The sequence below is a fragment of the Streptomyces sp. NPDC058671 genome, assembly GCF_042716475.1.
In the GTDB taxonomy this organism is placed as follows: domain Bacteria; phylum Actinomycetota; class Actinomycetes; order Streptomycetales; family Streptomycetaceae; genus Streptomyces.
On sequence record NZ_JBHXSA010000017.1, the window covers coordinates 149,445 to 169,800 of the forward strand.

At 71.9% G+C, this 20,356-nt stretch carries 16 protein-coding genes; 6 read left to right on the forward strand and 10 right to left on the reverse strand.

All coding sequences use genetic code 11. The features are described 5' to 3' along the window. Position 1: 1 nt before the first annotated feature. Positions 2-445 (forward strand): hypothetical protein, encoded by a 444-nt coding sequence (locus ACFWV2_RS21965; protein ID WP_384406775.1) that lies wholly within the window; start codon positions 2-4, stop codon positions 443-445. A 124-nt stretch (positions 446-569) separates the two neighbouring features. Then, entirely contained in the window at positions 570-1,349 is a 780-nt protein-coding gene (locus ACFWV2_RS21970) for an LPXTG cell wall anchor domain-containing protein (RefSeq protein ID WP_384406777.1), read from the forward strand. Between the two features lie 69 nt (positions 1,350-1,418). Here the strand turns inward: ACFWV2_RS21970 and ppc are convergent, their stop codons facing one another. After that, positions 1,419-4,148, reverse strand: coding sequence for a phosphoenolpyruvate carboxylase (ppc, locus tag ACFWV2_RS21975; protein ID WP_384406779.1), 2,730 nt, complete (start codon positions 4,146-4,148; stop codon positions 1,419-1,421). A 236-nt stretch (positions 4,149-4,384) separates the two neighbouring features. On the opposite strand from ppc, the gene ACFWV2_RS21980 reads away from it, so the two are divergent. From ACFWV2_RS21980 to ACFWV2_RS21990, 3 genes are all read left to right on the forward strand, one after another. Continuing rightward, positions 4,385-5,368 carry an acyl-CoA desaturase gene (locus tag ACFWV2_RS21980; RefSeq protein ID WP_384406781.1) on the forward strand — a complete coding sequence of 328 codons (984 nt, stop codon included), beginning with the start codon at positions 4,385-4,387 and terminating at the stop codon, positions 5,366-5,368. After that, positions 5,368-6,051 carry a TetR/AcrR family transcriptional regulator gene (locus ACFWV2_RS21985; RefSeq protein WP_318210955.1) on the forward strand — a complete coding sequence of 228 codons (684 nt, stop codon included), beginning with the start codon at positions 5,368-5,370 and terminating at the stop codon, positions 6,049-6,051. Before ACFWV2_RS21980 ends, ACFWV2_RS21985 begins: the two co-directional genes overlap by 1 nt. Before the next feature lie 220 nt (positions 6,052-6,271). Next, positions 6,272-7,984 (forward strand): FG-GAP repeat domain-containing protein, encoded by a 1,713-nt coding sequence (locus ACFWV2_RS21990; protein WP_384406783.1) that lies wholly within the window; start codon positions 6,272-6,274, stop codon positions 7,982-7,984. Between the two features lie 75 nt (positions 7,985-8,059). Here ACFWV2_RS21990 and ACFWV2_RS21995 read toward each other — a convergent pair whose 3' ends face one another. Further along, positions 8,060-8,893 carry a trans-aconitate 2-methyltransferase gene (locus ACFWV2_RS21995; protein WP_384406785.1) on the reverse strand — a complete coding sequence of 278 codons (834 nt, stop codon included), beginning with the start codon at positions 8,891-8,893 and terminating at the stop codon, positions 8,060-8,062. Between the two features lie 163 nt (positions 8,894-9,056). Between ACFWV2_RS21995 and ACFWV2_RS22000 the strand changes: the two genes are divergently transcribed. Next, positions 9,057-9,554 (forward strand): MarR family winged helix-turn-helix transcriptional regulator, encoded by a 498-nt coding sequence (locus ACFWV2_RS22000; protein WP_017241145.1) that lies wholly within the window; start codon positions 9,057-9,059, stop codon positions 9,552-9,554. Here the strand turns inward: ACFWV2_RS22000 and ACFWV2_RS22005 are convergent. The 8 genes from ACFWV2_RS22005 to ACFWV2_RS22040 form a co-directional block, all read right to left on the reverse strand. Further along, positions 9,513-10,292, reverse strand: a complete 780-nt coding sequence (locus ACFWV2_RS22005; protein ID WP_384406788.1) for a LuxR C-terminal-related transcriptional regulator — start codon at positions 10,290-10,292, stop codon at positions 9,513-9,515. The genes ACFWV2_RS22000 and ACFWV2_RS22005 overlap by 42 nt on opposite strands. A 242-nt stretch (positions 10,293-10,534) precedes the next feature. Further along, positions 10,535-11,674 carry a galactokinase gene (gene galK, locus ACFWV2_RS22010; protein ID WP_384406790.1) on the reverse strand — a complete coding sequence of 380 codons (1,140 nt, stop codon included), beginning with the start codon at positions 11,672-11,674 and terminating at the stop codon, positions 10,535-10,537. Next, positions 11,671-12,651 (reverse strand): UDP-glucose 4-epimerase GalE, encoded by a 981-nt coding sequence (gene galE / locus ACFWV2_RS22015; protein WP_384406792.1) that lies wholly within the window; start codon positions 12,649-12,651, stop codon positions 11,671-11,673. Before galE ends, galK begins: the two co-directional genes overlap by 4 nt. After that, positions 12,648-13,694: a galactose-1-phosphate uridylyltransferase gene (gene galT / locus ACFWV2_RS22020; protein WP_384406794.1), complete on the reverse strand. Its 1,047-nt coding sequence runs from the start codon at positions 13,692-13,694 to the stop codon at positions 12,648-12,650. Before galT ends, galE begins: the two co-directional genes overlap by 4 nt. 121 nt (positions 13,695-13,815) lie before the next feature. Further along, positions 13,816-14,499 carry a LuxR C-terminal-related transcriptional regulator gene (locus ACFWV2_RS22025; protein WP_360793571.1) on the reverse strand — a complete coding sequence of 228 codons (684 nt, stop codon included), beginning with the start codon at positions 14,497-14,499 and terminating at the stop codon, positions 13,816-13,818. 216 nt (positions 14,500-14,715) lie between these two features. Then, positions 14,716-16,536 carry a PQQ-binding-like beta-propeller repeat protein gene (locus ACFWV2_RS22030; protein ID WP_384406796.1) on the reverse strand — a complete coding sequence of 607 codons (1,821 nt, stop codon included), beginning with the start codon at positions 16,534-16,536 and terminating at the stop codon, positions 14,716-14,718. Between the two features lie 13 nt (positions 16,537-16,549). After that, a complete protein-coding gene (locus tag ACFWV2_RS22035) occupies positions 16,550-18,385 on the reverse strand; it encodes a PQQ-binding-like beta-propeller repeat protein (protein WP_384406798.1) in 1,836 nt (611 codons plus the stop codon). A gap of 113 nt (positions 18,386-18,498) precedes the next feature. After that, entirely contained in the window at positions 18,499-20,304 is a 1,806-nt protein-coding gene (locus ACFWV2_RS22040) for an ABC-F family ATP-binding cassette domain-containing protein (RefSeq protein ID WP_384406800.1), read from the reverse strand. Positions 20,305-20,356: the final 52 nt, after the last annotated feature.

A 20,356-nucleotide genomic window follows, 5' to 3' on the forward strand; every position in this document is an offset into this window, starting at 1 on the left:
CATGACGCACGTCCGTAACGCCGCCATGGTCATCGTCGCCCTTCTGCTGCTCGTCGCGGGCGCCTGGGCGTCCTGGGACTCGGCCCAGCACGTCCTGCTCTCCAAGGGGCGGGAGCACGGGACGATGACGGTCACCGGCTGCGGCGAGGAGACGTGCAGCGGCCGGTACGCCCCCGAGGACCCGGCCTCGCCCCGCCGGTCGCTGACGATCGCGCGGTCGGTCGCGGCGGAGCAGGGGTCGACGATCCCGGTGGTGGTGAAGCCGGGGACGGACGAGGGCGTACGGACGGGCTGGGGCGGCGGTCTGCACGCGTGGCTGCCGCTCGGCGGGGCGCTGTTGCTCGCGGCGCCGCTGATCGGTGGCGGGATGCGGCTGCCGAGGGTGGCGTGGTCGGCGGCGGGGTTGGGCGGTGCGCTGCTGGTGGCGGCGTTCTTCGCGCTCTGAGAGGTTCCGCGCCGGTAGGGCCCGATCGTTATGAGCTCTGGCTTAAAGGTGACTTAAGGCGACGGATAGGCTGCCCTCCTGCCACCCCCCACGGCATCCCTCATTTACAGATGGACGACTGCACATGCGACGCTCCCTCCTCCCCGCCGCCGCGCTCGTCGCGGCCATGGCGGGCTCCCTCGTCCTGGCGCCCGTGGCCTCCGCCTCGGTGGGTCCCAAGCCGCTTCCCCTGCACCAGGTCGAGGACCTTCCGCTGACCGCCGAGGAGTTCGGCGGCGACGGCGACTGCCCGCCGGTCCCCAGCGACAAGGACGGCTGGCACTTCGTGCTGCCCGGCAGCGGCAAGGGTGACGACGCCGTCTTCACCAAGCTGACGGTGGAGTTCGAGCCGGGTGGTACCCAGACCATCACGACGTTCGGTCCGCCGAGCGACAAGCACGCGTACGCGATCTCGGAGCCGGGCGCGAAGCTGGTCTCGGCCTCGGCCGAGGTCTCCGGCGAGGTCAAGCAGGGCTGGTTCAACCTGTCGCACACCTGCGCGGCGAGCACCTCGACCCCGACCGGCACCCCCTCCGGCACCCCCTCGGGGACGCCGTCCGGCACCCCGTCCGGGACGCCGTCCGAGACCACCTCGGGCACCCCGTCCGGCACCCCCTCGGGTACGCCGAGTGCGTCCGTGTCCCCCTCCGGGACCCCCGGCGCCTCGGAGACCCCCGGTGGTACCGAGTCGCCGTCCGCGACCGCCCCCGCGGGTGGGACCGGTGGCACCGGCGGTACCGGTGGTGACCTGGCCGAGACCGGTTCGAGCGCGCCCGTCGGCGTTCTCGCCGCCGCGGCCGTGGCCCTCGCGGGCGCCGGCGCGTTCCTGGTGACCCGCCGCCGCAAGGCCGCCCAGCAGGGCTGACGCACCCCGTCATGACGGTGCCCCCGTGGAGAACCTCCACGGGGGCACCGTCATGTCGGCGGGCGGGCGTCAGCCGGTGTTGCGCAGGCCCGCCGCCACGCCGTTCACGGTGAGGAGCAGGGCCCGCGCGAGCAGCGGGTCCGGGTCCTCGCCCCGCTCCGCGGCGCCGCGCTGGCGGTCGAGCAGGGCGACCTGGAGGTAGGAGATCGGGTCCAGGTAGGCGTCGCGGATGGCGAAGGTCTGCTGGAGGACCGGGTTGGAGTCCAGGAGCTCCTCGCCGCCGGTGACCTTGAGGACCTCGGCGACGGTCAGCGCGTGCTCGGCCTCGATGGTGGCGAAGACGTGCTTGAGGTCGTCGGGGACCAGGGTGTCGACGTAGTGGCGGGCGATCCGCAGGTCCGTCTTCGCGAGCGTCATCTCGACGTTGGCGAGGAAGTTGCGGAAGAAGTGCCAGTGCTCGTACATCTCGCCGAGGACCGGGTCGAGCCCGGCCTCGCGCAGCGCCTTGAGGCCGGAGCCGACGCCGAACCAGCCGGGGACGATCTGCCGGGACTGGGTCCAGCCGAACACCCACGGGATGGCGCGGAGTCCGTCGAGCGAGACGCCCGAGCCGGGGCGGCGGGAGGGCCGGGAGCCCAGGTGCAGGTCGGCGAGCTGGTCGACCGGGGTCGAGGCGAGGAAGTACGTCGGCAGGTCCGGGTCCTCGACGAGCTTGCGGTACGCGGTGTGGGCGGCGTCGGAGACGGTGTCCATGGCCGCGTCCCAGCGGGCGAGCGCCTCGTCGGACTGGCGCGGCGCGGTGTGCAGGGCGGATGCCTGCAGCGTGGCGGCGACGGTCAGTTCGAGGTTCTCGCGGGCGAGCGACGGGATCAGGTACTTGTCGGAGATGACCTCGCCCTGCTCGGTCACCTTGATCTCGCCCTCCAGGGTGCCCCAGGGCTGGGCGAGGATCGCGTCGTGCGAGGGGCCGCCGCCGCGGCCGACGGTGCCGCCGCGGCCGTGGAAGAGGCGGAGCCGTACGCCGTAGCGGTGGGCGACGTCGCGGAGGCGGCGCTGCGCCCGGTGGATCTCCCACTGGCTCGTCGTGATGCCGCCGAACTTGGAGGAGTCCGAGTAGCCGAGCATGACCTCCTGGACGTCGCCGCGGAGCGAGACGAGGCGCCGGTAGGAGGGGTCGGCCAGCATGCCGTCGAGGATGACGTCGGCGGCCTTGAGCTCGTCGGTGGTCTCCAGGAGCGGCACGATGCCGATCTTGGCCCAGCCGCCGTGCAGGTCGATGAGGCCGGCCTCGCGGGCGAGGACGGCGGCGGCGAAGACGTCGTCGGCGCCCTGGCACATCGAGATGATGTACGACTCGATGACCTCGGGGCCGAAGCGCTCGAAGGCTTCCTTGATGGTGTGGAAGACACCGAGGGTCTTCTCGCCGGCGGCGTCCAGCGGGGCCGGGGTGGGGGCGAGCGGGCGGCGCGAGCGCAGCTCCTTGGCGAGGAGCTTCTGCCGGTAGTCGCGCGGCATGTCGGCGTACCGCCAGGACTCCTCGCCGAGGCGGTCGAAGAGCTGGCCGAGCGCGTGGTGGTGGGCGTCGGCGTGCTCGCGGACGTCCATGGTGGCGAGCTGGAGGCCGAAGGCCGACAGGGTGCGGATGGTGCGGTCCATCCGGCCGTCGGCGAAGAGGCCGCCGCGGTGCTCGCGCAGCGAGGTCTGGATCAGGGTGAGGTCGTGGACGAGTTCGGCGGTGCCGAGGTAGTCGCGGCCGTCCTGGTGGGGGGTGCCGGCGGCGAGGCGCTCGCGGGTGTTGACGAGCTTCTGCCGGATGCAGGTGGCCTTGAGCCGGTAGGGCTCCTCGGCGTTGAGGCGCTTGTAGCGGGGGCTGATCTCCGGGAGGAGGTCCAGGTCGCGCTGGAGGGAGTCCAGGAGTTCCTGGGTGGCCCCGGCGTAGCGGATGGAGTTGGAGAGCAGTCCGCGGAGGTAGTCGACGAGTTCGAGGGCGTCGGTGATGCCGTGCTCGTGCTGGAGGATCAGGATGTCCCTGGTCACCTGCGGGGTGACGTTGGGGTTGCCGTCGCGGTCGCCGCCGATCCAGGTGCCGAAGGTGAGCGGGCGGGTGCCGGAGGGCAGTTCGACGCCGACGCGCTCCAGCTCGGCCGCGAGGTCCTCCAGGACGTCGCCGACGGCGCCCGCGTGCAGCTCGTCGAGGTAGTAGATGGCGTTGCGGGCCTCGTCGGCGGGCTCGGGGCGGACGACCCGGAGTTCGTCGGTCTGCCAGATGAGGTCGATGTTCTCGGCGAGCCGCAGGTCGTGGCGGCGCCGGTCGGCCTCGATGACCGGGGTCTCCAGGAGGGCGGCGATCCGGCGGAGCTTGTTGAGGACGGAGCGGCGGGCGGCTTCCGTGGGGTGCGCGGTGAAGACGGGCCGGACGTTGAGGTTCTTGACCGTCTCGCGGACGTGCTCGGGGTCGCCGTCCTTGAGCATGTCGACGGTGCGGGCGAGGAGGCTGCCCTCGGCGGCGCGCTTCTCGCGCATCTCGCGGCCGCGGTGGACCTGCTCGGTGACGTTGGCGAGGTGGAAGTAGGTGGAGAAGGCGCGCACGAGCTTGGCGGCCGTCTCCAGTTCGACGCCTCGGAGCAGCTCGGCGGCGGCCTCGCCGTCCTCGCGGGTGAGGCTGCGGACCCGCTCGACGAGGTCGAGGAGTTCGTGGCCCTCCTGGCGGACGAGGGTCTCGCCGAGGAGATCGCCCAGTCGGCGGATGTCGGCGCGCAGCTCGGTGCTGGCGGTGGGGGTCTGGTCGGCACTGCTCACAGGTGCGGCTCCTTGCAGTGTTTGAGCACGTCTGGAGGGGTACTGGAGGCTTGCGGACCGCGCTGTCCGACGCACCCAGGATAGGTGTCCCTCTTCTCGGCGGCGGCCTCGCCCCTCTTGCCGCGCGCCCCGTCGCTGCCATACTTACGACGCCGTAGGTTACGGAGGCGTAGCCCCGGTCCCGTTCAGCGGGACTTTCTTCCCTTTTCCCTCCCCCTCACCCCCAAGGGACACCCATGACGACAAGCCCAGAGGTGACCACTCCGTCGGAGTCGCCGGACGCGGCCGGGGCGCTGCCCTCGGCCACGCTCGGCGGCGACAGCAAGGGTTCGATCGAGCAGGCCACCCTGCTCCTCTTCATCGCGGTGCCGTTCGTGGCGCTGCTCGGGGCGGTGCCGCTGGCCTGGGGCTGGGGGGTGAGCTGGCTGGATCTGGGGCTGATGGTGGCGATGTACTACATCGGCTGTCACGGGATCACGATCGGTTTCCACCGGTACTTCACGCATGGTTCGTTCAAGGCGAAGCGGCCGCTGCGGATCGCGCTCGCGGTCATGGGGTCGCTGGCCGTGGAGGGGCCGCTGGTGCGCTGGGTGGCGGATCACCGCAAGCACCACAAGTTCTCGGACGCCGAGGGTGACCCGCACTCGCCGTGGCGGTACGGCGAGACGGTCCCGGCGCTGATGAAGGGCCTGTGGTGGGCGCACATCGGCTGGATGTTCGACGAGGAGCGGACGCCGCAGCACAAGTACGCGCCCGATCTGATCAGGGACCCGGCGATCCGGGGGATCTCGCGCCACTTCCTCTCCTTCACGATCCTGTCGCTCGCGATCCCGCCGCTGGTGGGAGGTCTGGTGACGATGTCGTGGTGGGGTGCGTTCACCGCGTTCTTCTGGGGCTCCCTGGTGCGGGTCGCGCTGCTGCACCATGTGACGTGGTCGATCAACTCGATCTGTCACGCGGTGGGCAAGCGTCCGTTCAAGTCGCGGGACCGTTCGGGCAACGTGTGGTGGCTCGCGGTGCTGTCGTGCGGCGAGTCCTGGCACAACCTGCACCACGCGGACCCGACGTCGGCCCGCCACGGGGTGCTGCGCGGCCAGGTCGACTCCAGCGCCCGGCTGATCCGCTGGTTCGAGAAGGCGGGCTGGGCGTACGACGTGCGCTGGCCGGCGAAGGACCGCGTCGACGCCCGCCGCCGGACCGCGTCCGCAGACGCGGCATGATGGAAGACGTGGCGATCGACGGCAGGACCAGTGGCACCGGCAGCGGCGAGCAGAAGCCCCGGCGCGGTCGCCGGGTGCGGATGACGGGCGCGGAGCGCCGCGAGCAGCTGCTCGACATCGGCCGCACGCTGTTCGCCGAGAAGGGCTTCGAGGGCACGTCGGTGGAGGAGATCGCGGCGAAGGCCGGGGTCTCCAAGCCGGTGGTGTACGAGCACTTCGGGGGGAAGGAGGGGCTGTACGCGGTCGTGGTCGACCGGGAGATGCGCCAGCTCCTCGACGGGGTGACGGGCGCGCTGACGGCCGGGCATCCCCGGGAGCTCCTGGAGCAGGCGGCGTTCGCGCTGCTGGACTACATCGAGAACTACACGGACGGCTTCCGGATCCTCGTCCGGGATTCTCCGGTGGCGCAGTCGACGGGTACGTTCGCGTCGCTGATCAGTGACATCGCCACGCAGGTGGAGGACATCCTGGGCCTGGAGTTCAAGGCCCGCGGTTTCGACCCGAAGCTGGCACCGCTGTACGCGCAGGCCCTGGTGGGCAGTGTGGCGCTGACGGGCCAGTGGTGGCTGGACGTCCGCAAGCCGAAGAAGGCGGAGGTCGCGGCGCATCTGGTGAACCTGGCGTGGCACGGTCTGGACGGTCTTGAGCCGAAGCCGCGGTTGATAGGGCACCGGAAGAGCTGAGGGCTCCGCGAGAACTGACCGGACGGTCGGATTCGCGGCGTAAACCTCTGGCGTGCGGCTTCCCCGTGAGTAGACTCGTGTTCAACATCCGGGGGGGTGTCCGACCGTCCTACGAGGTCGTCTCCGCGTGGCTTCCGTCATGCGCTGACGCCGTTCGACGCCTGTACGAACCCTCCCGCTTGGTTCCCTTTGAACCTCTGATTCCCTGGGGGGGATCTTTTTGTTCTTCCTGCACTCCAAGCGTGCGCGTCGTGTCGCCACCTGCACCGCTCTCGCTCTCTCCGCGGGCATGCTCCTCGCGGGTCCGGCGTCCGCCGACTCGCCGTCGCCGCGTCCCGCGGTCGAGAAGCCCGCTCCGGCCCCCGCGGCTCCGTCGAAGCGGTTCCTGCCGCAGGACGGCTCCCGGTCCGCCGGTGCCGCAGGTGCCACGGCGGCAAGCCTCCCGTCGCGCTCGGACCTCGACGGCGACGGCCACAGCGATGTCCTCTACCGGACCGGCGACGGTTCGGTGTTCTCGGTGTCGACCACGGCCGAGCCCGCGGAGTTCTCCTCGACCGGCGAGTTCGTCAAGGACGTCATTCCGATCGGTGACCAGGACGGGAACGGCAGCGGCCCCGAGGTCCTGACGCTGTCGAAGTTCGGCACGGTGCGCCTGTACGGGGACGCCACGCCGTCCTACGGCAGCTACCGCTGGAGCGGCGCCGGCTGGCAGATCTACAACAAGATCTTCTCGCCCGGCGACATCAGCGGTGACGGCCGCGCGGACGTGCTGGCCCGTACGCCCGCCGGCGAGCTGTACGTGTACGCGTCGACCGGCACGTACCACGCCCCGTTCCACGCCCCCAAGAAGATCGGTAAGGGCTGGCACGTCTACGACCAGCTGATCGGTCTGGGCGACAGCGACGGCGACGGCCTGGGTGACCTCCTCGCCCGCACGCCGTCCGGGGCCCTCTTCTACTACGGCAGCACCGGCAACCCCGCCACGATGAAGCCGGCCAAGCAGGTCGGCCACGGCTGGGGCGTCTACAACCAGATCGTCGGCATCGACGACGACAACGGCAACGGCATCGGCGATGTCATCGCGCGCGGTTCCGACGGCACGCTCTGGGTGTACTACGGCACCGGCGGCGGCCACTTCACGGCCCGTCACCAGGCGAGCACCGGTGGCGCCTGGGCGGGCGCGGCCCAGCTGGGCGGCGCGGGCAACGTCCCGGCGCACGGCAAGGAGGGCCTGCTGGCCCGCGACAAGGCGGGCACGCTCTTCTGGTACAACCCGACGGGGACGGGCAAGCTGTTCCCCCGCTCCCAGGTCAGCAGCGACGGCGGCTGGGCCGGCTCCACGATCTTCGAGGTCAACTCCCTGGGCCGGGACGGGATCTCCGACACCCTGGAGATCTACGACGGGCGCCTGTACGGCGGCGAGACCGACTTCGGCGGCGGCTGGGGCGCCATCGACCTCATCGCGGGACCGGGTGACCTGAACGGCGACGGCACCGCCGACTTCGTGGCCCGTGACCGCTCGGGCGTCCTGTGGCTGTACCGGAGCAACTACGACGGCACGGCGCTCCACGCACGCGTCAAGGTCGGCTCCGGCTGGGGCGCGTACGACCGGATCGTGGGCTCGGGCGACTTCAGCGGCGACGGTCTGAACGACCTGGTGGCCCGCGCCAAGGACGGCACCCTGTACCTGCACCAGGGCGCGGGCCAGGGCGGCTACGCGTTCAAGCCCCGCGTGAGGATCGGCGGCGGCTGGAACGCGTACCCGAAGCTGGCCGCCCCCGGTGACATCACCGGTGACGGCAAGGCGGACCTGCTCGCGGTGAACGCGGGCGGCGAGCTCTTCCGCTACTCGGGCACCGGTGAGGCGGGCACGCCGTTGAAGTCCCGCGTGTCGATCGGCACCGGCTACCAGACCTACAACGGCCTGTACTAGTCGCACCGCGCGTCACACGTCACGCATCACCGCGAACGCCCCGCACCGGTCCTCCGGTGCGGGGCGTTCCCGCGTTCACGGGCGGGTGCGGGCGAGGGCGAAGACGCGGCGGAAGGGGAAGACCGTGCCGTGGGGGCCCGGCGGGTAGGCCTCGCGCAGGAGGGCGCGGTACTGGCCGAGGAAGGCGTCGACCGCCTCCTGGTCGTCGCCCAGCGCGGTGAGGACGGGCCGCAGGGCGGTGCCCTTGACCCAGTCGAGGACGGGGTCCTCGCCCTGGAGCAGCTGGCAGTACGTGGTCTCCCAGACGTCCGTCTCGCAGCCGAGGTCGGTGAGGCGGGTGAGGTAGTCGGCGGCGTCGAGGATGTGGACGAAGCGGCGGCCCTGGTCGCCGACCCGGCCGCGCCACTCGGGGGTCTCGCAGAGTTCGCCGAGCAGGGCGTGGCTGGGCGAGGTGAAGTTGCCGGGGACCTGGAAGGCGAGGGTGCCGCCGGGGCGCAGTCCGGCGATCCATCGGGCGAAGGACTCGGGGTGGTTGGGCACCCACTGGAGGGCCGCGTTGGAGACGATCAGGTCGTAGGGCTCGGTGGGGGTCCAGTGGGCGGCGTCGGCGGGCCTGAAATCGAGCCAGCCGCCGCCCCGGGTGGTACCGGACCAGTCCTTCTCGGCCCGCTCCAGCATCTCGGGCGAGAGGTCGAAGCCGGTGATGTGGGCGTCGGGCCACCGCTCGGCGAGGAGGGCCGTCACATTGCCGGGACCGCAGCCCAGGTCGGCGATCCGGGCGGGCCGGTCGTGGGCGGGCAGGTCCGGTATTCGGGCGAGCAGGTCGAGGAAGGGACGGGTGCGGTGGCCGGAGTGACGGAGGTACTGCTGCGGGTCCCACGTGGGTGCGGTGGATGCGACGGCATGCATGTTCGAAGCCCCCTTGCTGGAGCGAGTGGCCGAAATGGAACGGCGTTCCGGCCGGGTCCCTTCCCCATAGTCCAGCGGACTATTTCTTGACATCAAGATACTTGACATCGATAAACTCGACCACAAGAGACTTTATGTCAACAGACCCTCTACACTGATCGTCATGGAGGACGAGGTCGACCGACTGGTCGCAGCATGGCGCCGCGAGCGCCCCGACCTCGACGTGGAACCGCTCGAGGTGCTCAGCCGCGTCTCCCGTCTCGCCCGGCACCTCGACCGTGCCCGTCGGCTCGCCTTCTCCGAGCACCAGCTGGAGCCCTGGGAGTTCGACGTCCTCACCTCCCTGCGCCGGGCCGGAGCGCCCTACCAGCTCTCCCCCGGCCAGCTCCTGACGCAGACCCTGGTCACCTCCGGCACCATGACCAACCGCATCGACCGGCTCACCAAGAAGGGCCTCGTCGAGCGGCTCCCCGACCCCAGCGACCGCCGCGGCGTCCTCGTCCGCCTCACCCCCGAGGGCCGTGACCGCGCCGACGAGGCGCTCGCCGGGCTCCTCGCCCAGGAGCGCGCCATCCTGGCCCAGCTCTCCCGCGCCCAGCGCGGCGAACTGGCCGCGCTGCTACGCCGGCTGACCGCCCCGTTCGACAACATTCCGGGCTAGCGGGACCTCGCCGAGCTGCGCCGGGCCCACACCGGCCCGACGGGCGAGGGCCACCGCCGCCAGGGTCGAGTGCACGCCCAGCTTCCCCAGCACGTTCTGCATGTGCGTACGGACCGTGTGCGGCGACAGGAACAGGCGCTCGGCGACCGCCTTGCGGCCGAGACCCGCCACCATGCAGCACAGCACCTCCCGCTCGCGCGGGGTCAGCGACTCCACGAGCCGCTCGCTGTCCGTCCGGTGCTTGCGGGCCGCCGTCAGCTCCCGGAGCACGCCGGTGAGCAGCGCCGGCGGCAGGTGGGTCTCGTCCCGGAGCACGCCCCGGACCACGGCGAGGAGCCGCTGGAGCGAGCAGTCCTTCGCCACCCAGCCGGAAGCGCCCGCCTGGAGGGCGAGCGCGGCCCGGCGCGGGTCGTCCTTCTCGGCGAGGACGACGGTACGGACCGAGGGCTGGACCTGGCGCACCCCTGCCACCAGGGAGATCCCGTCGACGGCGCCCTCGGCGTCGTCCGGCACCACCCGGGCCACGGGCGCCCCCGAGGGCCCCGCGCCCAGCTCGGCGTCGACGAGCAGCACGTCGAACCTGCGCCCTTCCGCGGCACCCCGCTCCAGGCAGCGCAGGGCGGCCGGGCCGCTTCCCGCGGCGGCGACGTCGACGTCGGGCTCCGCCGCGAGCGCGGCGGCAAGCGATTCGGCGAAGACGCGGTGGTCGTCCACCACCAGGACACGGATACGTGCCACGGACACCCCCAAGGGTCGAGGAACGGACCGACGCGGGCACGGCGCCGGGGGCGGGTCCGTCGCTCGCGCGGCCGCCGCCGTGCGATGACAGTTACCCCGCTTCTCCTGCGCCGTACCCGACCGGGTCTCGCCCCCTGAACAGCACCGGCCCCCACCGGCGCTGCCCCTCAGAGTAGGGGCGGGGCGTCGTGGTGGGGGCCGATTCGCGGAACTGTCCGAAGTCGTCCGGAGCTGGGGGGTGGTCAGAGCCTGCGCGCACCCGCCGACGGCACGGCGGGGAAGACGCCGGGGGCCGCGTGTCCGGCCGCGGCGAAGGCCTCCACGACGGCGGCGGCGATCGCCTCGGCGCGGTCGGTGTCGACGAGGACGAGGGCCGAGCCGCCGAAGCCGCCGCCGGTCATCCGGGCGCCGAGCGCCCCGGCGTCGTTCGCCGCTTCGACGACGAGGTCCAGTTCGGGGCAGGAGACGCGCAGGTCGTCCCGGAGGGAGGCGTGGCCCTCGGTGAGGACGGGCCCGACGGCCCGGGCGTCCCCGGCGTCGAGGAGCGCGATCGTCCGCTCCACGCGCGCGTTGTCGGTGACAACGTGCCGGACGTACCGCAGGGTCGTCTCGTCGCTGAGCCGCGCGAGCGCCTCGGGGAGTTGCGCGGCGCTCACGTCGCGCAGGACCTTCACTCCGAGCGCCCGCGCACCCGCTTCACAACCGGCGCGCCGCTCTGCGTACGCGCCGTCCCCGAGCGCGTGCTTCACGCGGGTGTCGACGACGAGCAGCCGCAGGCCCTCGCGGGCCAGGTCGAAGGGGACCTGGCGGTACGAGAGGTCCCTGGTGTCCAGATGGAGGGCGTGGCCCTCCTCGGCGCAGGCGGAGGCCATCTGGTCCATGACCCCGCAGGGGACGCCGACGAAGCCGTTCTCGGCGCGCTGGGCGAGCCGGGCCAGCTCGGGCCGGGAGAGGCCGAGCTCGAACAGGTCGTTCAGGGCGAGCGCGGTGACGACCTCCAGGGCCGCCGACGAGGACAGTCCGGCGCCGGTCGGCACGGTCGAGGTGAGGTGGACGTCCGCGCCCGTCACCGGGTGTCCGGCCTCCCGCAGGGCCCAGACGACCCCGGCCGGGTAGGCCGCCCAGCCGCCGCCGGAGAGCGGTTCGAGTGCGTCGACCTCCAACTGGACGATGCCGCCGTCGATGTCGGCGGAGTGCAGCCGCAGCACGCCGTCGTCGCGGGTGGAGACGGCGGCGACGGTGGTGTGCGGCAGCGCGAGCGGCAGCACGAAGCCGTCGTTGAAGTCGGTGTACTCACCGATGAGGTTGACCCGCCCGGGGGCGGCCCAGACACCGTCGGGGGCGGCGCCGTACAGCGCCTCGAAGTCGGCGGCGACGCTCACGGCCGCGCTCCTTCCCGCTGCTGGGCGAACGCCCAGGCGTCGGCGACGACCGCCGCCAGGTCGGGCCGGGACGGCGTCCAGCCGAGGCGCTCGCGGGCGGTCTCGGCGGAGGCGACGAGGACCGCGGGGTCGCCGGGGCGGCGCGGCGCGGTGATCTCGGGGACGGGGTGTCCCGTGACCTTCCGTACGGTCTCGACGACCTCACGGACGGAGAAGCCGTTGCCGTTGCCCAGGTTGCAGACGAGGTGTTCGCCGGTGGTCATGGCGTCGAGGGCGAGGAGGTGGGCCTCGGCGAGGTCGGCGACGTGGATGTAGTCGCGGACGCAGGTGCCGTCCGGGGTCGGGTAGTCCTCGCCGTACACGGAGATCGCCTCGCGGCGGCCGAGGGCGACCTGGAGGACGAGCGGGATCAGGTGCGACTCGGGTTCGTGCCGCTCGCCGAGCGAGCCGTACGCCCCGGCCACGTTGAAGTAGCGCAGCGAGACGGCGGCGAGTCCGTGGGCGGCGCACTCCGCGCCGATCATGTGGTCGACGGCCAGCTTGCTCGCCCCGTAGGGGCTGGTGGGGGCGGTCGGCGCGGACTCGGTGATCGGCACGGTCGCCGGCTCGCCGTAGGTGGCGGCGGTGGAGGAGAAGACCAGCTTGCGGACGTCCGCGGCGCGCATGGCGGCGAGCAGGGCCAGGGTGCCGCCGACGTTGTTCTCCCAGTACTTCTCGGGCTTGGCGACGGATTCGCCGACCTGGGAGAAGGCGGCGAAGTGCAGGACGCCGTCGTAACCGTCGTCCAGCCACCCGGCCGCGTCCTGGATGCGGCCCTCGATGAACTCGGCGCCCTCGGGGACGGCGTCGGCGAAGCCGGTGGAGAGGTCGTCGAGGACGGTGACGCGGTGGCCCCGCTCCAGGAGGTGGGCGGCGACGACGCTGCCCACGTATCCGGCCCCGCCCGTCACCAGGTACTTCTTCGTGTCCGTGCTCATGCTCCGGTCGCCACCTCTCGCAGTCGTCGGGCCGCGTCCTCCGGCCGTACGTCGTTCATGAACGCGCCCATGCCGGACTCGGTGCCCGCGAGGTACTTCAGCTTGCCGGAGGCCCGCCGGACGGTGAAGAGCTCGAGGTGCAGTCCGAAGTCCTCCCGCCGCGCGTCCGTGAACGGCGCCTGGTGCCAGGCGGCGATGTAGGGGGTCGGCGGCTCGTCCGGGCCGAAGATCCGGTCGAAGCGCCTCAAGAGTTCCCGATAGACCTGTGCGCACTCTGTGCGCGCCGCGCCGTCGAGGGCGAGGAGATCGGGCACCCGGCGCCTGGGGTGGAGGTGCACCTCGTACGGCCAGTGGGCGGCGTACGGGACGAAGGCGGTCCAGTGCTCGGTCTCCAGGACGATCCGCTCCCCGTCGGCGCGCTCGCGCTCGACGACGTCGTCGAAGAGGTTCCGTCCGGTCTCGGCGCGGTGCTCGTCGAGACGGCGGCGCATGGCGGCCGTACGGGGGGACACGTAGGGGAAGGCGTAGATCTGGCCGTGCGCGTGGGGCAGGGTGACGCCGATCTCCGCGCCCCGGTTCTCGAAGCAGTAGACCTGCTCGACGCCGGGGAGCGTGGCGAGCGCCGAGGTGCGGTCGGTCCAGGCGTCGAGGACGAGGCCGACCCGCTCCTCGGTGAGGTCGGCGAAGGACGCCGTGTGGTCGTCGGTGAAGCAGACGACCTCGCAGCGGCCGACACCGCCGGAGAGGGAGGGGAAGCGGTTCTCGAAGACCGCGACCTCGTAGCTCTCCTCGGGGATCTCGCTCTCGTGTCCGTCGCGGGCGGGGCAGAGGGGGCAGGCGTCGGCCGGCGGGTGGTAGGTGCGGGCCTGCCGGTGCGAGGCGACGGCGACGGGGTCGCCGGTGAGGGCGTCGTACCGGATCTCGGAGCGGGAGACGACGGCGGTGAGGGGGCGGGTGTCGACGGCGGCGCGGACGGTGTCGGCGTGCGCGTCGTAGTAGATCAGCTCGCGCCCGTCGGCGAGTGTGGTGACGGTCTTCTTCACGGCGTTGCCCTTCGGGCGGGATCAAACAGAACCACGCACAAGGAATCATATTCCAACACCTCCGTCAACGGTCGGGCGCCGGTCCGCCCCCCTGGCGGACCGGACGTCGCACCACCTCACCTCAGAAGGGCTTCCGCGGCCCCGGCACCGCGCGGTCGAGCAGCCCCGTACGGGCGGCGAGCGCCGCCGCTTCGAGGCGCGACCCCACCCCCAGCTTCATCAGGACCCGCTGCACATGCGTCCGCGCCGTGCTCGACGCGATCCCCATCCCCGCGGCGATCAGCCGGGTGTCCTCCCCCTCCGCGACCCGGACGAGGACCTCCACCTCCCGCTGCGTCAGCAGCCGCAGCAGCCGCAGCCCCTCGTCGTCCGGCTGCGCCGAGGGATGCAGCAGCTCCGCGAACGCCGCCCTCAGCAGCTGCGGGGCCACCGCCGACTCCCCCGCCCTCGCCTTCACGAGCGCCCGCTCGACGCCCTCGATGCGCTCGTCGTGCCGGACGTAGCCCGAGGCCCCGGCCGCGAACGCCGCCGCGATGCCACGCGGTGAGGGCACGGGACCCAGCACCACCACCGCCACCTGCGGCCGCTCCCGCTTGATCCGCGCCACCACGTCGAAGGCCCCCGGCTCGGCGGGCGCGGCCGTGCCCAGGAGACAGACCTCCGGCGCCCGGCTCACCACGAGCTCCGCCGCACCGGCCACCGGCGCGGCCGCCGCGAGCACCCGGTGCCCGCGCAGCTTCAGCGCCGAGGCCAGCGCCTCCGCGAGCAGGCGGTGCTCGTCCACCACCACGAGGCGTACGCCCATCCCGGTCATCCCCCATCCTCCGCGCCCGCCGTCCCCCGGCACGCCTGACCCGGCAAGGTACACGCTCCCCCGGCCGGTATCGCCCGAACCGGGGACGGGTGGCCGCCCTCGCCGCCGAATTCCCTCTTCCCGGTGACGAACTGTCCCCCGCTCAGGGCCCGAAAAGAAGGGGGCCCCTCCGGTCGTCTCCGGAGGGGCCCCTTCACCTGCCGACCGTCAGCGCCCGACGCCGAAGGACACGATCAGGTACCTCTTGTAGCTGGACGTCGACTCCTGCTTGCTCACCATGGTCGCCGAGAGGAAGAAGCGGCCGTCGGCGTAGAGGAGTTCGGAGCCGTTCAGGCTGAAGCTGGTCTCGGCGTCCCGGATCGAGCGGTCGCCCGGGTTCTCCAGGAGCAGCGTCTCCTTCATCGTGCCGCCGTTGATCGACACGATCCGGCCGCCCTTGTCGTACGGCGGCGCCTTGTACGCGATGAGATCGCCGCCGTCCATGCGCAGCGGGACCAGCGTGTACTTGTCGCCCGCGTCCGCCTTCTCGGGCACCGTCTTCCCGGTGGCGAGGTCGAACGCGATGATCTCGTTCGTCTCCTCGCCGTACTCGCCGCTCGTGCCCTCGTGCTCCTCGGTCGGCACGTAGAGGCGGCCGTTGCCGACGAGGGCCTGCGAGCAGGACTCGACCCTGGTCGAGCGGCAGCGGGCCGCGTACTGGTCGGCGTCCGCCGTGATCTTCGCCTTCAGTTTCCCGGTCTTCTCGTCGATCGAGAAGAAGTCCGAGATGCCGCTGCCGTCACCGGCGCTGTCGCCGACGTCGGCCGCGACGACCAGGGGCCTGGTGGAGATCACCGACGCGTACTGCACCCCGGTCGGCATCTTGAACTGCGAGACCGGGGCGCCCGTCATCGGGTCGAGGTTCTGGATCATCACGTACTGGCTGTTGTACGAACCGCACTTGCGGACCGCGACGAGTCCCTCGCCGCCGCCGTACCCCAGGTCGTAGCAGCTCTGCTTGTCGGGCTGCGGCTTCCAGCGCGGGTTGCCGTTGGCGATGTCGAAGGCGGCGCCTCCGTCGGTGCCGCCGGCCGCGACCGTCTTCCCGCTGAGCGTGACCTCGCTGAACCGGGCCTTCTCGTCACCCGCGCTGCCGCCGGTGACCGAGGTGGACCAGAGCAGCTTGCCGGCGTTCAGGTCGACCATGCCGACCTCGGTGCAGGTCTGGTAGTAGCGCGGTGCCACCCGCTTCTTCGCCTCGAAGAGGATCGGCACCTTGTGGTCGGCGGTCATGTGCCGCGAGGTGCCGCAGACCTGACCGGTCAGCGGCAGGGTCCACAGGACCGTGCCCTTGTCCAGGTCGTAGGCGACGATCGAGGTGACCCCGGTCTTCACGTACGCCTTGTCGGTGATCCAGGAGCCGGAGACGTCGGTGAGGTCCGGGACCTTCGGCGGGTCGACCGAGAAGGTCTTCTTCGCCTGCGTGTCCGCCGGCGCCTTCTCCTTGCCGCCGCCGCCCAGACCGTTCGAGCCGCCGGACCCGCCGGCGGACCCGCCGCCGGTGCCCTGCGAGGTGCCGGCCGTGCCCTTGGCCTCTTCACCCGGGCCGTCACCGCTCCCGGAGTTGGCGTACCAGATGCCGGCGCCGACGATCAGGACGACGGCGACGACCGCCGCGATGATGATCTGGAGCTGCGCCGACAGCTTCCCGCCGCCGGACCCCGGGGCCGGAACCGGCTGCTGGTAACCGCCGTAGGCGGGCTGCTGGGGCTGGGTCGGATAGCCGTACGGGGGCTGCGCCGGCTGCTGGTGGCCGCCGTAGGGCTGCTGCTGCGGCGCGGTCGGGTAGCCGTACGGCTGCTGCGGAGGCGCCGGCGGCTGCTGCGGATAGCCGTAACCCTGGTCCGGCTGCTGCGGGTAGCCGTAACCGGGCTGCTGCTGCGGGTAGCCGTAGCCCGGCTCGGGCTGCTGCGGCGAGGGCGTCGGCGCGCCGAAGCCACCCTGCGGGTCCGGGGGCTGGTTCGGCGGGGGCGGGGGTGGCTGCGTCATCGGTCCGTGTACCTCACTTGCTGAAGGCCATCATGGTCTTGACCTGCTTCTCGGCCGTGTCGTTGGTGGCCGACACACGCCCGGCCCCCACCACGAACGTCCCCTGGCCGTAGGCGTAGCCCGGGCTGTAGAAGCTGTTCTCGATCTGGGCCGTGGACGCCGGGTGCTGGAGCAGGATCTTCGGCGCTCCGCCGGTCGGGGCGATGGCCGCGACGGCGCCGCCCTTGTCGTACGACGGGTCGACGTAGACCAGGACCTGGCCGCCCTCCATGCGCAGCGGGAGCATCGACTGCTCGCCCGGCGCCTTGGAGCGCCACTTGGCCTTGCCGGTCCGCAGGTCGAAGGCGACGACCTCGTTGGGCGTGCCGTACGAGGTCTCGGTGGCCATGTAGAAGGTGTTCGCGTCGGCCGCGACACCGGTGCAGCCCTCCAGGTTGCGGCCGAAGATGACGAAGCCGCCGCCGCACGACGGGGCGAACTTGTCCTTGCCGCCCTGGATCTGCGAGCGCAGCTTGCCCTTGGCGTCGAGCGCGAAGACGGTCCACTTCTTCTGCTCGCGCTGGGTGGCGGAGACGACCAGCGGGTCGACCGAGTAGACCCTGTCGACCTCCCAGTTCGCCTCCAGCTGGAAGGTGTAGAGGGGCTTGCCGGTGGCCGGGTCGACCTGGCCGACCGCCTGGACCTTCTTGGAGGTGCTGCCGGAGGGGCAGTCCATGGCCGCGATCAGCTTGCTGCCACCCGCGTACGCGAACGGCTTGCAGCCGGTGGTGGGGCCGGTGAACAGCTGCTTGCCGTCGGCCAGCGAGAACCCGTAGGCGCTGCTGGTGCCGGCGACGGTCACCGTGTTGCCGCTGATGGACAGGGTGTTGTCGGAGAAGGCGAACAGGCCCTTGGGCTTGGGCACGGCCTTCTTCCAGCCCGCCTTGCCGGTCTTCAGGTCCAGCATCTGCAGCTGGTTGCACTTGGCGCCGTCCTTGGCGCTCTCGGCGTAACCGAAGACCATGACGCCGTTCGCGGACGGGTTCGCCGGCGCCGCGCACAGCTCGAACGGCAGGTCGACGTTCCACTTGGTGGAGCCGTCGCTCAGGCTGTAGCCGGAGACGCTCTTGTACATGGCCTTGACGACGGTGTCGCCGACGATCCACGGGCCGTAGACGTCGGCGCCGTTGCGGGGCAGGTCGATGTTGTTCTTGAGCAGCCAGTTGATCTTGGCTTCGCCGTCCTGGCGACCGGCGTTGAGGTCCTCCTCGCCGTTGGACCCGTCTCCCGAGCCGTCGCCCTTGTCCACCGACTCGGTGGGCGCGGGGGCTCCGGAGGAGGACGTGGCGGTGGCGGTCGGACCGGCGACCGGGTCCTTCTCGTCGCCTCCGCCGACGACGGCCCAGGTGGTGACGGCGGCCACCAGGACGGCCCCGGCGGCCACGGCCGCGATGACACCGGTCCGGCCCTTGAGGCCGCCGCCGGACGGCGGCGGGGTCGGGGCGCCCGGGTATCCCGGCTGGCTGGGGTAGCCGCCGTACGGGTTCTGCTGCTGCCCGTACGGGCCCGGCTGCTGCGGATAGCCGGGCTGGCCCTGCTGGGGGTAGCCGTACGGCTGCTGCGGCGGCTGCTGCCCGTACGGCCCCGGGGCCTGCTGCGGGTACCCGTAACCGGGCTGCGGCTGCTGGCCGTACGGGCCGGGCGCGGCCGGCGGCGCGGCGGGCGGCGGGTTCTGCGGTGCCTGCGGCGGGACGGGCGGGACGGGCGGCGTGCCCTGACCGTGGTTCGGTCCGTGGTGCGGCGGGCCCTGGTGCGGGTCCTGAGGGGCTCCGAAGCCCCCCGGCGGCTGGTTGCTGGGCGGCTGGGTCATCAGCGGTTTCCCCCTTGACGTGAACGGGTTTTCTTTCTACCACTCACGCCCTGGCGCAAAAGCGACCGGTCCGCCCCTTGTACCCAAGGGAGGACCGGCCTGTGATGCCCTCGTTATGCGTCCTCGGCCAATTCGAGCCAGCGCATCTCCAGTTCCTCGCGCTCACCGACGAGTGCCCGCAGCTCCGCGTCGAGCTTCGCCACCTTCTCGAAGTCGGTGGCGTCGTCGGCGATCTGGGCGTGCAGCCTGGCCTCCTTCTGGGAGACCTTGTCGAGCTGCCGCTCGACCTTCTGCAGCTCCTTCTTGGCGGCGCGCGAGTCCGCGGCGGAGACCCCGGGCTTCGCCTGCGCGGGCGCGGCGGCGGGCGTCGGGACGGCCGCCTCGATCATCTTCCGGCGCCGCTCCAGGTACTCGTCGATGCCGCGCGGCAGCATCCGCAGCGTCTGGTCGCCGAGCAGCGCGAGCGTCTTGTCGGTGGTCCGCTCGATGAAGAACCGGTCGTGGGAGATGACGACCATGGAGCCGGGCCAGCCGTCGAGGAGGTCCTCCAGCTGGGTCAGGGTCTCGATGTCGAGGTCGTTGGTCGGCTCGTCGAGGAAGAGGACGTTCGGCTCGTCCATCAGCAGGCGGAGCAGCTGGAGGCGGCGGCGCTCACCACCGGAGAGGTCGCCGACGGGCGTCCACTGCTTCTCCTTGGTGAAGCCGAACTGCTCACAGAGCTGACCGGCCGTCATCTCGCGGCCCTTGCCGAGGTCGACCCGGTCGCGGATCTGCTGGACGGCCTCCAGGACCCGCAGGGCGGGGGGCAGTTCGGTGACGTCCTGGGAGAGGTAGGCGAGCCGGACGGTCTTGCCGACGGTGACGGAGCCGGCGGCGGGCTGGATCTCGCCCTGGCTGACGGCGGCGTCCGCGAGGGCCCGCAGGAGTGAGGTCTTGCCCGCGCCGTTGACGCCGACGAGACCGATGCGGTCGCCGGGTCCGAGCTGCCAGGTGAGGTGCGTGAGCAGCGTCTTGGGACCGGCGGTGACGGTCACGTCCTCCAGGTCGAAGACCGTCTTGCCGAGGCGGGCGTTGGCGAACTTCATCAGCTCGGAGGTGTCGCGCGGCGGCGGCACGTCGGCGATCAGCTCGTTGGCTGCCTCGATGCGGTAGCGCGGCTTGGACGTACGGGCGGGGGCGCCGCGCCGCAGCCAGGCCAGCTCCTTGCGCATCAGGTTCTGCCGCTTCGTCTCCTCGGTGGCGGCGATGCGCTCGCGCTCGGCACGCGCGAAGACGTAGTCGGAGTAGCCGCCCTCGTACTCGTGGACGTCCCCGCGCTGCACGTCCCACATGCGGGTGCAGACCTGGTCGAGGAACCAGCGGTCGTGGGTGACGCAGACGAGCGCGGAGCGGCGGCTCTGGAGGTGCTGGGCGAGCCAGGAGATGCCCTCGACGTCGAGGTGGTTGGTGGGCTCGTCGAGGACGATCAGGTCCTGGTCCTCGATGAGGAGCTTGGCGAGCGCGATGCGCCGCCGCTCACCGCCGGAGAGCGGGCCGATGACGGTGTCGAGCCCGTGCTCGAAGCCGGCCAGGTCGAGCCCGCCGAAGAGCCCGGTCAGCACGTCCCGGATCTTGGCGCTGCCGGCCCACTCGTGGTCCGCCATGACACCGATGACCTCGTGCCGGATGGTGGCCTTCGGGTCGAGCGAGTCGTGCTGGGTGAGCACCCCGAGACGCAGCCCCCCGCTGTGGGTGACCCGGCCGGTGTCGGCCTCCTCCAGCTTGGCGAGCATCCGGATGAGGGTGGTCTTCCCGTCGCCGTTGCGGCCCACGACCCCGATCCGGTCCCCTTCGGAGACACCGAGCGAGACCCCGTCGAGGAGGGCACGGGTGCCGTACACCTTGCTGACGGCCTCGACATTGACGAGGTTGACGGCCACGTTGACTCCTGTACGGGGGATCGATCGACATCCCAGGGTACGTCGCCGCGCT

Excerpts from the sequence above, each read along its gene's own strand:
- ACFWV2_RS22030 (WP_384406796.1), bottom strand. The coding sequence starts at position 16,536 with ATGACGCAGCCACCCCCGCCCCCGCCGAACCAGCCCCCGGACCCGCAG.
- ACFWV2_RS21985 (WP_318210955.1), top strand. The coding sequence starts at position 5,368 with ATGGAAGACGTGGCGATCGACGGCAGGACCAGTGGCACCGGCAGCGGC.
- ACFWV2_RS21970 (WP_384406777.1), top strand. The coding sequence starts at position 570 with ATGCGACGCTCCCTCCTCCCCGCCGCCGCGCTCGTCGCGGCCATGGCG.
- galE (WP_384406792.1), bottom strand. The coding sequence starts at position 12,651 with ATGAGCACGGACACGAAGAAGTACCTGGTGACGGGCGGGGCCGGATAC.
- ACFWV2_RS22000 (WP_017241145.1), top strand. The coding sequence starts at position 9,057 with ATGGAGGACGAGGTCGACCGACTGGTCGCAGCATGGCGCCGCGAGCGC.
- ACFWV2_RS21980 (WP_384406781.1), top strand. The coding sequence starts at position 4,385 with ATGACGACAAGCCCAGAGGTGACCACTCCGTCGGAGTCGCCGGACGCG.
- ACFWV2_RS22035 (WP_384406798.1), bottom strand. The coding sequence starts at position 18,385 with ATGACCCAGCCGCCCAGCAACCAGCCGCCGGGGGGCTTCGGAGCCCCT.
- ACFWV2_RS21965 (WP_384406775.1), top strand. The coding sequence starts at position 2 with ATGACGCACGTCCGTAACGCCGCCATGGTCATCGTCGCCCTTCTGCTG.
- ACFWV2_RS21995 (WP_384406785.1), bottom strand. The coding sequence starts at position 8,893 with ATGCATGCCGTCGCATCCACCGCACCCACGTGGGACCCGCAGCAGTAC.
- ACFWV2_RS22025 (WP_360793571.1), bottom strand. The coding sequence starts at position 14,499 with ATGGGCGTACGCCTCGTGGTGGTGGACGAGCACCGCCTGCTCGCGGAG.